At 57.5% G+C, this 13,525-nt stretch carries 13 protein-coding genes; 7 read left to right on the top strand and 6 right to left on the bottom strand.

Annotation, left to right across the window (positions count from 1 at the left end; translation table 11 throughout):
* Positions 1 to 166: 166 nt before the first annotated feature.
* The 7 genes from ALP8811_RS09745 (at position 167) to ALP8811_RS09715 (ending at position 7,232) form a co-directional block, all read left to right on the top strand.
* The gene (locus tag ALP8811_RS09745) at positions 167 to 1,612 is read left to right on the top strand and encodes a 1-acyl-sn-glycerol-3-phosphate acyltransferase (RefSeq protein ID WP_108856919.1); all 1,446 of its coding nucleotides are present in this window, start codon (positions 167 to 169) and stop codon (positions 1,610 to 1,612) included.
* Between the two features lie 144 nt (positions 1,613 to 1,756).
* On the top strand, positions 1,757 to 3,046 hold the full coding sequence (gene ccrA, locus ALP8811_RS09740) for a crotonyl-CoA carboxylase/reductase (protein WP_108856918.1): 1,290 nt from the start codon (positions 1,757 to 1,759) through the stop codon (positions 3,044 to 3,046).
* Positions 3,047 to 3,240: 194 nt separating this feature from the next.
* Positions 3,241 to 3,498 carry a hypothetical protein gene (locus tag ALP8811_RS09735; RefSeq protein ID WP_108856917.1) on the top strand — a complete coding sequence of 86 codons (258 nt, stop codon included), beginning with the start codon at positions 3,241 to 3,243 and terminating at the stop codon, positions 3,496 to 3,498.
* Complete coding sequence (locus ALP8811_RS09730; RefSeq protein ID WP_108856916.1) at positions 3,443 to 4,156, top strand: helix-turn-helix transcriptional regulator; 714 nt, start codon at positions 3,443 to 3,445, stop codon at positions 4,154 to 4,156. The genes ALP8811_RS09735 and ALP8811_RS09730 overlap by 56 nt, the downstream gene beginning before the upstream one ends.
* Positions 4,157 to 4,245: 89 nt before the next feature.
* Positions 4,246 to 4,896: an acyl-homoserine-lactone synthase gene (locus ALP8811_RS09725; protein ID WP_108856915.1), complete on the top strand. Its 651-nt coding sequence runs from the start codon at positions 4,246 to 4,248 to the stop codon at positions 4,894 to 4,896.
* 76 nt (positions 4,897 to 4,972) lie between these two features.
* A complete protein-coding gene (locus tag ALP8811_RS09720) occupies positions 4,973 to 6,511 on the top strand; it encodes an ATP-dependent DNA helicase (protein ID WP_108856914.1) in 1,539 nt (512 codons plus the stop codon).
* A complete protein-coding gene (locus ALP8811_RS09715; protein ID WP_108856913.1) occupies positions 6,504 to 7,232 on the top strand; it encodes an SDR family oxidoreductase in 729 nt (242 codons plus the stop codon). The genes ALP8811_RS09720 and ALP8811_RS09715 overlap by 8 nt, the downstream gene beginning before the upstream one ends.
* A gap of 68 nt (positions 7,233 to 7,300) precedes the next feature.
* Here the strand turns inward: ALP8811_RS09715 and ALP8811_RS09710 are convergent, their stop codons facing one another.
* From ALP8811_RS09710 to ALP8811_RS09685, 6 genes are read right to left on the bottom strand one after another with little or no spacing between them, the layout of a single operon-like run.
* Complete coding sequence (locus ALP8811_RS09710; protein WP_108856912.1) at positions 7,301 to 8,068, bottom strand: TIGR02186 family protein; 768 nt, start codon at positions 8,066 to 8,068, stop codon at positions 7,301 to 7,303.
* Positions 8,068 to 8,985, bottom strand: coding sequence for a sulfite exporter TauE/SafE family protein (locus tag ALP8811_RS09705; RefSeq protein WP_108856911.1), 918 nt, complete (start codon positions 8,983 to 8,985; stop codon positions 8,068 to 8,070). Before ALP8811_RS09705 ends, ALP8811_RS09710 begins: the two co-directional genes overlap by 1 nt.
* 54 nt (positions 8,986 to 9,039) lie before the next feature.
* Entirely contained in the window at positions 9,040 to 9,852 is an 813-nt protein-coding gene (locus ALP8811_RS09700; protein ID WP_108856910.1) for a purine-nucleoside phosphorylase, read from the bottom strand.
* Positions 9,836 to 10,843 (bottom strand): ABC transporter permease, encoded by a 1,008-nt coding sequence (locus tag ALP8811_RS09695; protein WP_108856909.1) that lies wholly within the window; start codon positions 10,841 to 10,843, stop codon positions 9,836 to 9,838. The genes ALP8811_RS09700 and ALP8811_RS09695 overlap by 17 nt, the downstream gene beginning before the upstream one ends.
* A gap of 1 nt (position 10,844) precedes the next feature.
* Positions 10,845 to 11,951, bottom strand: a complete 1,107-nt coding sequence (locus ALP8811_RS09690; protein ID WP_108856908.1) for an ABC transporter permease — start codon at positions 11,949 to 11,951, stop codon at positions 10,845 to 10,847.
* Entirely contained in the window at positions 11,951 to 13,519 is a 1,569-nt protein-coding gene (locus tag ALP8811_RS09685) for an ABC transporter ATP-binding protein (RefSeq protein ID WP_108856907.1), read from the bottom strand. The genes ALP8811_RS09690 and ALP8811_RS09685 overlap by 1 nt, the downstream gene beginning before the upstream one ends.
* Positions 13,520 to 13,525: the final 6 nt, after the last annotated feature.

Genomic DNA, 13,525 nt, shown 5'->3' with positions numbered 1-13,525 from the left:
TTGCGCAAGAAAATTACGCAAGGGGTAAAATCACGGGAAGAAAGTTACGTGGAGTGCCGGTACTGTATCAGCTGTTTCGGCTGCGAACAGGAATACTAAGGACACTTGGCGCGACGAGTGTCTCGCAACACTTTACCTTTGTGACATTTGGTGAGACAGGTTTTACATGACGCGCGTAGTGGAACTTCCTCTTTGGTTACTAGTGTTGATCCTGGCTTTCGCCACGGTGACGTTTGCCTCGCATTTCCTGTTCCCATCGGTGCGCTGGTTCTTTCGTAAGCGGCTTGAGCGCGCTGTCGCGCAGCTGAACGAAAGGCTGGAGCGTCCGATCGAGCCGTTCAAGCTGGCGCGGCGTTACGACATGGTACAGCGGCTGTCTTATGACCCGGAAGTGGCCAAAGCGATCGTCGAACACGCGCGCAAGGCAGGCATCCCAGAGCAGGTCGCATTCGAAAAAGCCCAGCGTTACGCGCGCGAGATCGTACCACGTTTTTCGGCCACCGCGTATTTTGGCTTCGGGATCCGGCTGGCGAAACTTCTGTCGCGCGCTTTCTATCGTGTGCGTCTTGGTGCGTTTGATGCGGCGCGGCTTAGCGAGATCGATCCCGATGCCACTGTGATTTTCGTGATGAACCACCGATCCAACATGGATTATGTGCTGGTGACTTGGCTGGCCGCCGAACGGTCACACCTGTCCTATGCAGTAGGGGAGTGGGCGCGGGTTTGGCCTTTGCGCACGTTGATCCGGTCGATGGGGGCTTACTTCATCCGTCGCAAAAGCCGCAACAACCTCTACCGCAAGGTGCTTTCACGTTATGTACGCATGGCAACGGACGGCGGCGTGACGCAGGCCATGTTCCCGGAAGGCGGGCTGAGCCTGAACGGCGAGGTCGGCGCGCCCAAGCTGGGGCTGCTCAGCTATATCGTGCAGGACTTCGTGCCAGGCGAAAGCCGCAACGTCGTCTTTATTCCGGTTGCCATGAACTATGACCGGGTGCTGGAAGATCGCGTGCTGGTGTCTGCGGATATCAAGGGAACCCGCCGTTTCGGGCTTCGGTTCAAATATGTGGCGCGACATGTGGGGCGGCATTTTTGGCAACGGATGACCGGGCGTTTCTATCGTTTTGGGTATGCGTCTGTCTCTTTCGGTGATCCGGTGTCGCTGATCGATTATCTGGGCGGCAACCCACCTGAAGACATGTTGGAGTCTTTGGGCGATACGCTGATGACGCGGATCCGCGACGTGGTTCCTGTGCTGCCAGTGCCGGTGGTATCGGCGATCTTGCTGAAGTATGATGGGCAGACACAGGAAGAGATTGCAGCGCGGTTTCAAAGCTTGGTGCAGGATATGGAGACGCGCGGCGCGCATGTTCATATCCCACGTAGCGACAACGCTTATGCGACCGAAGTCGGCCTACGCGAGCTTTTGCTGCGTAAACTGATCATCAAGACAGGCGATGGGGCAGGGGCGACTTATCAGGTTCATAAGCCAGATCGTCTGATTCTGGCCTACTATGCGAACTCGATTGCGCATCTTAGCGACGAGATCGAGCCGATCCATATCTCGAGCCTGACGCCAGCAGAAGTGGCGGATGCGGCAATCTTGCCCTAAAGTCAGGTTTGCCGCGACATAAAATTACAAAATGTTGCTGATTGTGGTTGCAATCTTACTTAGTGATCCGTAATGCTGCAGGTGCAGCCGCAATTCCGCACTGCGGCAATAGAATCAAATAACGCGCAAGATCAGGAGGCCGCCATGGCTTTGGACACACAAACCGGCATCGCCGAATACGATGCCCCGAAAAAAGATCTTTACGAGATTGGTGAAATGCCCCCGCTGGGTCATGTTCCCGCACAGATGTACGCGTGGGCAATCCGCCGCGATCGTCAGGGTGAACCCAATCAGGCCATGCAGGTCGAGGTCGTAGAGACCCCCACGCTGGACAGCCACGAAGTGCTGGTGATGGTGATGGCCGCTGGCGTGAACTACAACGGCATTTGGGCTGGCCTTGGTGTGCCGGTCAGCATGTTCGACGTACACAAGCAGGACTATCACGTCGCAGGGTCGGATGCCGCAGGTATCGTTTGGGCCGTCGGCGACAAGGTGAAAAGCTGGAAAGTGGGCGACGAAGTGGTTGTCCATTGTAACCAGGACGATGGTGATGACGAGGAATGCAACGGTGGCGACCCGATGTTCTCGCCCAGCCAGCGGATCTGGGGCTATGAAACCCCCGATGGGTCGTTCGCACAGTTCACCCGCGTACAGGCACAGCAGCTGCTGCACCGTCCCAAGCACCTGACTTGGGAAGAGAGCGCCTGCTACACGCTGACGCTGGCCACCGCATACCGCATGCTGTTCGGTCACCACCCGCACGAACTGAAGCCCGGTCAGAACGTTCTGGTTTGGGGTGCGTCGGGCGGTCTGGGGTCCTATGCGATCCAGCTGATCAACGCTGCAGGCGGCAACGCCGTCGGTGTGATCTCTGACGAAGACAAGCGTGACTTTGTGATGGGTCTGGGCGCCAAAGGCGTTATCAACCGCAAGGACTTCACCTGCTGGGGCCAACTGCCCACAGTGAACACGCCGGAATACGATGTCTGGTTCAAGGAAGCACGCCGCTTTGGTAAAGCCATCTGGGACATCACCGGCAAGGGCAACAATGTGGACATCGTGTTCGAACACCCCGGTGAATCGACCTTCCCCGTGTCGAACCTTGTCTGTAAAAAAGGCGGCATGGTTGTGATCTGCGCCGGTACCACCGGTTTCAACTGTACCTTCGACGTGCGCTATACTTGGATGCACCAGAAGCGTCTGCAGGGCTCGCACTTTGCGCACCTGAAGCAGGCCGCTTCGGCCAACAAGCTGATGATCGAGCGTCGCATCGACCCCTACATGTCGGAAGTGTTCCCGTGGGCGGAAATTCCTGACGCGCACATGAAGATGTACCGCAACGAGCACAAGCCGGGCAACATGTCGGTTCTGGTTCAGGCCCCCACTACCGGGCTGCGCACCTTCGAAGATGCACTGGAAGCCGGCCCCAAATAAGCCGCACTTTCAACCTAATTAAACTTGCCCGCTGCCTTATCAAAGGCGGCGGGCATTTTCGTTTGCCCTGCGAATCACCCTGCCGGAATGGCGGGTCTTTAGTGGTTTCCGCTACGGAAGGTGAGTTTTCGGCCTTTCGCGACCTCGCTATTTTTGGGGAGTTTCATTCCGCGAGTTAGAAGTCCTTATTACACATGCTAAAGTTGCTAAAAGAGCTAATGTTCGAGGGTTTTGCCGTGTCTGACAAATGGATTATTGATGTACTTACCGACCTCATGGCCTATGCTGAGAAAAACGGTCTGAGTGTGACGGCAGAACAGCTTGATGATGCACGACTCATCGCTTTGACCGAGATTTCAAAGACGTCTCGCGAGCGGAAGGAGGTCGCGCGAACCTATGACCAATCGGCTCGAAGACCTTCTCTCTACCTTGCAAGCGGCGGCCACGCTTGAAGACCTGCAAGCGGTGCTTGAAGCGCTGCGCGATCACTACGGAGTCGAGCATACAGTTTACCACTGGGTAAACTCGGTCGGGGAGCGCTATGGGGCCGGTACCTATTCTGCCGAGTGGGTTGATCGGTATCTCGAAAAAGAATACCTGCGAATGGATCCCGTTATTTTCGGCTGTTTTCAGCGGTTTACACCCGTTTCATGGAAAGAACTGGATTGGTCATCAAAGCCTGCGCGTGAAATGTGGCAGGATGCTTTGAACCACGGGTTGGGCAATCAGGGCTATACGATCCCCATTCGTGGACCGAACGGACAGTTTGCATTGTTCACGCTCAACGCCTCTCTCAGCGACGAGGATTGGGCTCATTTCATTGACGAGAACGCCCGAGATCTGATGATCTTGGGACATGAGTTCAACAAAAAAGCACTGGATTTTGAGAAGTGGGGCGACGATGGCAACGGCCCAGCGTTGTCTCCGCGAGAGCTGGCATCGATGAGCTGTCTTGCGCGCGGAATGAGCCGCGCACAGGCCGCAGCCGAGCTAAATATCTCGGAACATACGCTGCGCGTTTACATCGAAAGCTCGCGTCACAAGCTGGGCGCAATGAATACAACCCACGCGGTGGCGAGGGCACTTTCGACGGGCATCATCATAATTTAAACACAGTTCTACCTCACGATGTATTTGCCATACGTTAACTAAGAGGCGACCATTGTCCTATTAATCACTCGGACAAAGGAGCTCCACTCATGCTGCGTTACCTCTATGGCAATGATCTTTCGAAATTCCCTCTGCTGGCTGAGACCATGTTCAAGGATCGGGCGGAACAATTCTCGCACCGACTTGGTTGGGATGTCTCGGTAGACGTTAACGGTTTCGAGCGCGACGAATATGACGACTTGAACCCGCTATACGTTATCTGGGAACAGGCCGATGGCCGCCATGGCGGATCCATGCGCTTTCTACCTACGGTCGGACAAACGATGGTGAATGACCACTTCAGCCATCTGACCGACGGTGTTCATATCGAAAGCCCGCTGATCTGGGAATGTACTCGTTTCTGCCTGTCCCCAACAGCAGATCGTCGTGCATCGGCGGCACTTGCGCTGGGCGCAGGTGAAATCATGGATACGTTCAAGCTGGAACATTATGTCGGCGTTTTCGATCCCCGGATGGAGCGTATCTATCGTCTGATGGGCCTCGAGCCGGATGTGATCGGTATGGGCGGCGAAGGTCGTGACCGCATCGGTGTTGGTCTTTGGTCAATGGATAAAAGCGCGTTCGAACCGACCCTGAAAAAGGTTGGTGTATCGCGCGAAGTCAGCCAGGGCTGGATGCGTTATTCACTGTTCACGGTCAATCGCGATCCGGCACCACAGTCGCTGCCACGCAGCGCCTAATTAAATCCTGAGAAAAATCGGCGACCAGCGCTTTCGGGCGCTGGTGCTGCCCATGTCCGCGCGATAGGGTCGCGGCATGACCCAACATTCCCCCGTTACATTTTCAGAAGACCAAGCCGAGGCGCATGACCGCGTGTCCGAGATGCTGCGCCTGTCGGGCGTCAATCTGGATGATGCGCTTTTAACGCCCGTTGCTGACGGCAAGTCGCAGGTAATGGCTGTGGTCGGCAAAGCAGGGTCGGGCAAGACGCTGTTGCTGGCCGAGCTATACCGCGCCTTGGAAGATGCAGGTGTCGATGTAATCTCGGGCGATTGGGAGGGTAAACGCCGCAAGGAGCGCCGCACCTTGGCCATCTTGGCACCGACCAACAAGGCGGCGAGCGTGTTGCGCAACCGTGGTGTGCCTGCGACGACCATTCACAGGATCCTCTACACACCGGTTTACGACCCCGAATATGAAAAGATTGCTGAATGGCTGGCCGGAAACGGCGAGCGGCCGGAAATCGAAGGCCTGACGGACGAAGCACTGGATCGTGCCTATGCGTTCTATCAGGCCCAGAAATCTGTACCCGGCGCGCTGGCGGCTGCGGGGCTTCGTGGCTCGGACTTCATTACCGGTTGGAAGCGGCGTGACGATCCCTTGGACATTGGCTTTGTCGACGAAAGCTCGATGCTGGACGAAAAGCAGTTCGAGGATCTGTGCGAGATTTTCCCAACCTTGGTCCTGTTCGGAGACCCCGCTCAGCTGGCCCCGGTCGGGCAGTCCGGCAAGATGATCTTTGACGATATCAAGGGCCCGCGAAAGCAGGTTCTGCATCGCATCCACCGTCAGGAAGAAGACAATCCCATTTTGGATCTGGCGCATGCTCTGGCCGACGAGGCGCTGGATTTCGATGGTTTCGAGCGGATGATCCATCAAGCTGCTGCACGGGATGACCGCGTGGTGGTGGCCCCGCGTGCCAATGCGGATCTGATGGCGCGCTCGCCCGTTCTGGTGTGGCGCAACAAAACCCGGGTACGGTTGATACAAGCGTTCAGGTCCGCCTTTCACGCGCCCGAGACCGAACTATTGTCCGGTGAACCCCTGATCTGCGACGGAATTGAACTGCCGCTGAAGCATCGCAAGAAACGCATTGATCTAGAGGCCCGTGGGCTGATCAAAGGCGCGCAATGTGTCTATCTGGGGCCGGGCAAGCGCCCCGGGTTTTCGCGGTTGCATGTGTTGGGGGCCGAGGATCCTCAGGTATCCGCTGCATCCATTGTGAAGATCGAAAAGCCAGACGAGGAAGAGCCGTTCATTCCTTTCGCTGCCCGTATGGGGGCCACGTTCTTGCATGGTGCCGCGGTGACCATTCACAAAGCGCAGGGCTCGCAATGGCCCGAGGTGCAGGTCTTCGCACCCGACATCGCCGCAGCGGCATGGGCTGGACGCAGCGAGGCAGGGCTGCCGCTGTGGAAACGGTTGGCCTATGTGGCGATCACACGGGCGGAAACGCGGCTACACTGGGTGACGCGCTATGCGATGGCGCGTCCGCATGCCGAACTATCGACGGCCGATTTGCCCGCGAAACCCACCGCCCTGACACTGGAAGCACAAGGAGCACCCGATGCCTAGCATACTGATCACCGGAGCCAGCGCCGGCATTGGCCGCGCCGTGGCCGAGCTGTTCATGGCCAAAGGTTGGACGGTCGGTCTGCTGGCGCGACGCAAAGAGGTGCTGGAGGAGATTGCCGAAGGGCAGGACAGGGCGCATGTGCTGGTCGCGGACGTCTCGGATCCACAAGCCGTGAGTGCTGCGTTTGATCGGTTCGCTGCGAAGGCAGGCCGTCTGGACGTACTTTTCAACAACGCGGGGCTTTTCACGCCCGCCGCGCCAATTGACGAAGTGTCGGTCGAGGACTGGACCCGCGCCGTGTCGGTCAACCTGACAGGCATGTTCCTGTGTGCCCGCGCCGCGTTTGCCCAAATGCGGGCGCAGTCCCCGCAAGGGGGGCGGATTATCAACAACGGCTCGATCAGCGCCCATGTCCCACGCGAAGGTGCAGTGACCTATACGGTCACGAAACACGGGATCACGGGCCTGACCCGGCAACTAAGTCTTGATGGCCGCCCGTTTGACATTGCCTGCGGGCAAATCGACATCGGCAACGCGCGGACCGATCTATTGCAGGGCATCATCGACGCAGCCGTCGCTGAGGGCGACGTGCCGCCCCCGTCCATGGATGTGGGTGAAGTGGCAAGATCCGTCTTGCATATGGCGCAGCTGCCGCCCGAGGCGAATGTGCAGTTCATGACCGTGATGGCGACCAAGATGCGCTATATCGGGCGCGGGTAACGCACAGGCGTCGGCGGCTTTTGAAGGCGCCTTCGAACACCCCAAGGTATCCAGACAACAGAACGAAGTTAGTTGCGCAGGATCATGCGGAAGGCAGCCGACGCACCCCAACCTGCAGCGATGGCAATCACCAGGGATAGCAGGCCATAGATCAAAGGCTTCTCATGGGCCAAGTTGAAGATCCAGCGCTCTAGTCCGACCTTTTGGACGTTGATGACGGTTTCATATTCCGAAGTCACCTGACCGCCGCGCGTCAATAGGATACGCGTGCGATAGTCGCCTTCGGTCAGGTTGGCGGGCAAGGCAATTCGCGTTTCGAAAAGCGTGTCCTGAGCCAACTTGACGGTATTCTCTAAACGTTTGTAGAGGCCGGATTTCTCGCGGATGCGGATTAGGGCATCTGTGAACTCGCGCGGGTCGTTGATGTTGAACGGATTGTCCGAGATGTGGATTGAACGTTCGACTGAGATCAGGTGCCGGAAGTCGTCCAGCTTCGAGATGGTGTTGTCCAACGTGTCCGAGGTGGCGATGGCATAGAAACTGGGGGCTGCGGCCAGTTCCATCGCTTCTGTATTGATCCAGATGCCAAAACGTTTGTCTTTCTTGCGAACCGTGATCGGCGAGCTGGGCCCTTCGACCACCACCACGACCTCAAGCGGGGCGTCTTGTGGGGGCGGGCTATCACGTTTCACCGCTCCAAAAATCAGGATCTCCGAGCCGACAAAGGTTGCTGTGATCGACACGCGGTTTTGACTAAGACCCGCGACGATTTCTTCTGCCCGGAGGGGCAGGGCCGACAGCAGGAACAAAGCGATGATGGACAGAATACGCAGCATCAGTGACCCCCTGCCGCGCCAAGTTCGAACAGTTCAGAAGGTTGGATCAACAGATCGAGGCCAAGTTTGCCGCAGACCGCCAGCACCATAAAGGCCAGTAGTACGCGCAATTGTTCGGCCTTAAGACGCACGCCGATCCGGGCGCCGATCTGGGCACCGATAACGCCACCGACCAACAGCAAAACAGCAAGGCCCATGTCCACCGTGAAGTTGGTGGTGGCATGCAGTAGCGTGGTGAAGGCGGTTACGAAAATAATTTGAAACAGAGACGTCCCAACGACGACTTTTGTTGGCATTCCAAGCAGATAGATCATGGCGGGTACCATGATGAAGCCCCCCCCCACGCCCATGATGGCCGCAAGGATGCCAACCAGTACGCCGACCAGAATGGGCGGAATGACCGAGATATAAAGCCCCGAGGTACGGAACTTCATCTTGAAGGGCAGGTTATGGACCCAAGTGTGTTTGCGTCGTTTGGGGACGCTGTGGCCGCCACGTGACTTCATCAAAGCACGCAGGCTCTCAACAAACATCAAGGACCCGATGATGCCCAGAAACAGCACGTAGGACAGTTTGACCAGCAGATCGACCTGCCCGATGGCCTTCAACGCGTTAAATAGCTGCACCCCAAGGGCTGCACCTATTAAGCCACCCACAAGCAGCACACAGCCCATTCGGAGGTCTACTGTCTTTCGCTTCAGATGTGCCAGCACGCCTGAAAACGAGCTTGCGACAATCTGGTTTGCTTCGGTTGCAACGGCGACAGCAGGCGGGATGCCGATGAAAAACAGAAGAGGTGTCATCAAAAAGCCGCCACCGACACCGAACATACCGGACAGGATGCCCACTATGCCGCCAAGGCCCAGCAGAAGGAACGCGTTTACGGACACTTCGGCAATTGGCAGGTAAATCTGCATAGGGCGTGATACTCTGTATTAGCGGTCTTGGGGTTGGCCCATTATTGGCCCAAATCAGGCGGCGTCGTCACCTGTTAAGTAGCGTCGAACCAGTTTTTCGAGCTTTTGAGCGCCAAGTGGAGCCATTTTCTTGGTGTGTTCGTGGCTGATGGCCTCGTCCGACAGGCCTTGGGCCATGTTGGTGATGGTTGAAAAGCCCGCAACGCGCAGACCAAGGAAGCGCGCCAGAATCACCTCGGGCACGGTGGACATGCCAACTGCGTCTGCCCCGAGGGTGTGAATTGCGCGAATTTCGGCAGGGGTTTCGAAGGACGGGCCGGAATACCACGCATAGGTGCCTTGCTGCAGGACGACGTCTTCCTCTTGCGCGATGCGCTGGAATTCGGCCGTCATTTCTGGGTCATACGCGCCGCCCATCGGCACAAAACGCGCATCGGTCTTCTCGCCGATCAGGGGGTTCAGGCCTGAAAAATTGATGTGATCCGTAATTTGCATCAGATCACCCGGCGGGATGTCCGGACGCATGGATCCGGCGGCATTGGTCAGGATCAGACGATCGGCGCCCAGCTCTTGCAGAACCTCAAGCGGCAGGCGCATCGCGTCGGAACGACCGTTTTCGTAGTAGTGCTCGCGCCCACCAAAGACCGCCACACGGGTAGTGCCCAGCGTGCCGATGGCAAGGTTCGGGTTGTGACCCGAGACCCCGGCGTGGGGAAAGCCCTCAAGCCGACCGTAAGGGATGGCAACGCCGTCCACCGCCTCGGCCAGGTGGCCAAGGCCTGATCCAAGAACCAGCCCAACTTCGACGGGGGCGTCGCCGGCAACGGCGCGGATCTGATCCGCGAGCGCCTTAGCGTTCTTTGACATAGGGTTGCCCCCCGGCCTTGGGGGCGACAGATTTGCCGACAAAGCCTGCAAGGATTACCACGGTCAGGATATAGGGCAGGGCTTGCATGAACTGGACCGGGATGACGATGCCGCCAAGGTCAATGTTCTGATACCGGTTTGCGATGGCTTCCAAGAGGCCAAAGAGGAAGGTCGCCCCCAAAGCGGGCACCGGTTTCCACTTGGCAAAAATCAGGGCCGCCAGCGCGATATAGCCACGCCCAGCCGACATTTCCTTGATGAATCCCGCACCAAGACCCGTGGCCAGATAGACGCCAGACAGACCGCAAAGGGTGCCTGCGATGGCCATCGAGGCATAGCGCAACTTGATCACGGACACGCCAGCGGTATCCACAGCCGCCGGGTTCTCACCCACCGCTCTCAGACGCAGCCCGAAACGGGTGCGGAACAGGACAAACCACGACAGAGGGACCATCAGAAGGGCGACATAGACAAGGATCGTATGCCCCGAGATGAACTCGGAATAGACCTGCTGGATCGGGTTGGCTTGATCAATCAGCACGCGCAAAGGAACGCCAGCGGCCTCGGCATCGGACCTGCCAAGGGCGAAGGGCAGTTCGATGGGCAGAAAGCGGCCTGCGCCCATCAGAGGGGGCGTGCGCCCACCCTGGCTGAACCAAGCTTGTGCTGCCAGTACCGTGATGCCGGAGGCTAGGAAGTTCAGCGCAACGCCTGAAATCAGCTGATTGCCCCGGAAGGTGATCGAGGCAACACCATGCACGGCCGAAAAGCTGATCGACGCAAAGACACCGCACAGAAGACCGATCCAAGCCGATCCAGTGACGGACGCAATGGCGGCTGCCATGAAGGCTGACACAAGGATCTTGCCCTCAAGACCGATGTCAAAAATGCCGGCGCGTTCAGAAAACAAGCCCGCCAGACATGCAAAAAGCAGGGGGGTCGCAAGGCGCAGCGCCGAGTCGGCAATCTGGATGATCGTAAGGAAATCCATCTTACGCGTCCTTTCGCTTGGCTGCGGCAATGAACATGCGTTCGACCGGCATACGGACCATGTTATCAAGCGCGCCCGTGAACAGGATCACCAAACCCTGGATAACGACAATAAGTTCGCGTGGGATTTTCGTCCACAGCGACAGCTCGCTGCCTCCTTGATAAAGAAAACCAAATAGAAGCGCTGCCAATAGAACCCCGAACGGGTGGTTGCGACCCATCAGGGCCACCGCGATGCCGATAAAGCCCGCGCCTTCGACGGCGTTCAGGATCAGGCGTTCATGCTGACCCATCGTGGCGTTGATCGCCAGCAGACCCGAAATCGCGCCCGACAGCATCATGGCGACGATGATGATTTTTGTGGGCGAGATACCCGCATAGACCGACGCAGTTGGGCTTTCCCCAAAGGCGCGGATCTCATAGCCCAGTCGCGAGCGGTTCATCAGCAGATAGACCACCACACACATTGCTAGCGCGACGAACAGCGACACGTTGGCGGGTGCGGATTTCGAAAAACTGATGCCCAGCGGGGCCAGAATTTCGTGCAGGGTGGGCAGGTTGGTCACATCCGGGAAGCTGGCCGAGGCACTTTCCTGCGCGCCTTTCAGCTTGAGCGGTTTGATCAGCAGATAGCCCATCAGCGCAGTGGCGATAAAGTTGAACATGATCGTGGTAATCACGACGTGGCTGCCCCGCTTGGCCTGCAAATAGGCCGGGATCAGCGCCCAGCCAGCCCCAAACAAGCCGCCTGCGATCATCGCAAAGACCAGAGCGATGGACCAATGGGGCATCAGGGCGGTTGGAATAAAGAGACAGGCCAGTCCCACACCCAGACCACCAATCATCGCCTGACCCTCACCGCCAATGTTGAACATGGCAGCTTTAAACGCGATGGACACAGCCAGACCAGTGAAGATGAAGTTTGTGGTGTAGTAGAGCGTATAGCCCCAGCCATACGTCGATCCGAAGGCACCGTCGATCATCGTCATCAGCGCCTTGAAGGGATTTTCACCGATGGCGAAGATGACCAGGCCCGACAAAACGAAGGCGATCAGCAGGTTTAGAAAAGGAATAAGGGCGATGTCAGCCCATTTCGGCATCTTGTCCATCAGCTGTCTCCTTCACCGGTGACACCGGCCATCAGAAGGCCAAGTTCACGTTCGTCAGTCTGATCAGGCAGACGCTCACCCATGATATGCCCGTCAAACATCACGGCAATTCGGTCGGACAAAGACAGGATTTCTTCCAGCTCGACCGAAACCAACAGCACTGCTTTGCCTTGATCGCGCAAGCCAATGATCTGCCTATGAATGAACTCGATCGCGCCAATGTCCACGCCGCGGGTAGGTTGGCCGACCAGCAGAAGGTCGGGATTGCGTTCGATTTCGCGCGCCACAACAATCTTCTGTTGGTTGCCGCCGGAAAAGCTCTTTGCATTCAGGTGCGGATGCGGAGGCCGTACGTCGAACCGGTCCATCTTGTCCTGCGCAACTTCGACCATCTTGGCATTATCCATCAGAAGCTTGTTCTTCTGGTACTCGGGTTCGTGATGGTATCCGAACACCATGTTCTGCCATGCAGGGAAGTTCATGATCAGCCCATGTTCTTGCCGGTCCTCGGGTACATGTGCGATGCCGCGTTCGCGGCGCGACCGGCCGTCAGAGTATTTTCCAGTCAGATCAATGGGATCATCGTTGATCCGGATCTCGCCGGTGGCCGAAGCATAGCCGCCCAAAACCTCAAGAAGCTGGGTCTGTCCGTTGCCGGATACGCCAGCAATGCCCAAAATTTCACCCGCGCGGACGTTCAGATTGATGCCCTTCAGGCGCTCGACCCCGTGATCGTCAACCATGTGCAGGTCTGTGACTTCCAGAACCTTCTCGCCCGGTTGGGCCGGCACCTTGTCAACGCGCAAAAGCACTTTACGCCCAACCATCAACTCGGCCAGCTCTTCTGGGTTTGTGTCCTTGGTTTTGACCGTTGCGGTCATTTGTCCACGGCGCATGACCGACACGGTGTCGGTGATCTCCATGATCTCGCGCAGCTTGTGGGTGATCAGGACGATGGTTTTGCCTTGATCACGCAGCCCGTTCAGAATGCGGAACAGGTGGTCGGCTTCGGCGGGTGTCAGAACGCCGGTGGGTTCGTCCAAAATCAGAATATCAGCTTCGCGATACAGCGCCTTAAGGATCTCAACACGTTGCTGCGTTCCGACGCCCAGATTTTCGATCAGGGCTTCGGGATCAACGTGGAGCTCGTACTCGTCTGCGAGCGATTTCAGCGACTTGCGTGCCTTGGCCAGTGACGGGCGCAGCATCGGGCCGTCCTCGACCCCAAGGATCACATTTTCAAGCACCGAGAAATTTTCGACCAGTTTGAAGTGCTGGAACACCATCCCGATACCGGCGCGAATGGCGGCCTGACTGTCGGGGATCTGGGTTTCTTTTCCATGGATGAAGATCTGGCCTTCATCCGCTTTGTAGAACCCATACAGAATGGACATCAGCGTGGACTTGCCCGCACCGTTTTCGCCGATGATCCCGTGGATCGTTCCCGGCTGTACGGAAATCGAGATGTCCTTGTTCGCCTGCACCGGCCCAAAGGCCTTCGAGATGCCGCGAAGTTCGATGGCGGGGGCAACAGTTGCCTGTTGCCCCTCGGTTTTTATGCCAGCCATGGTCGG

Source organism: Aliiroseovarius pelagivivens (assembly GCF_900302485.1).
In the GTDB taxonomy this organism is placed as follows: domain Bacteria; phylum Pseudomonadota; class Alphaproteobacteria; order Rhodobacterales; family Rhodobacteraceae; genus Aliiroseovarius; species Aliiroseovarius pelagivivens.
The sequence above is the reverse complement of the archived record's forward strand: the minus strand, read 5'-3'. Positions and strand labels throughout refer to the sequence as shown.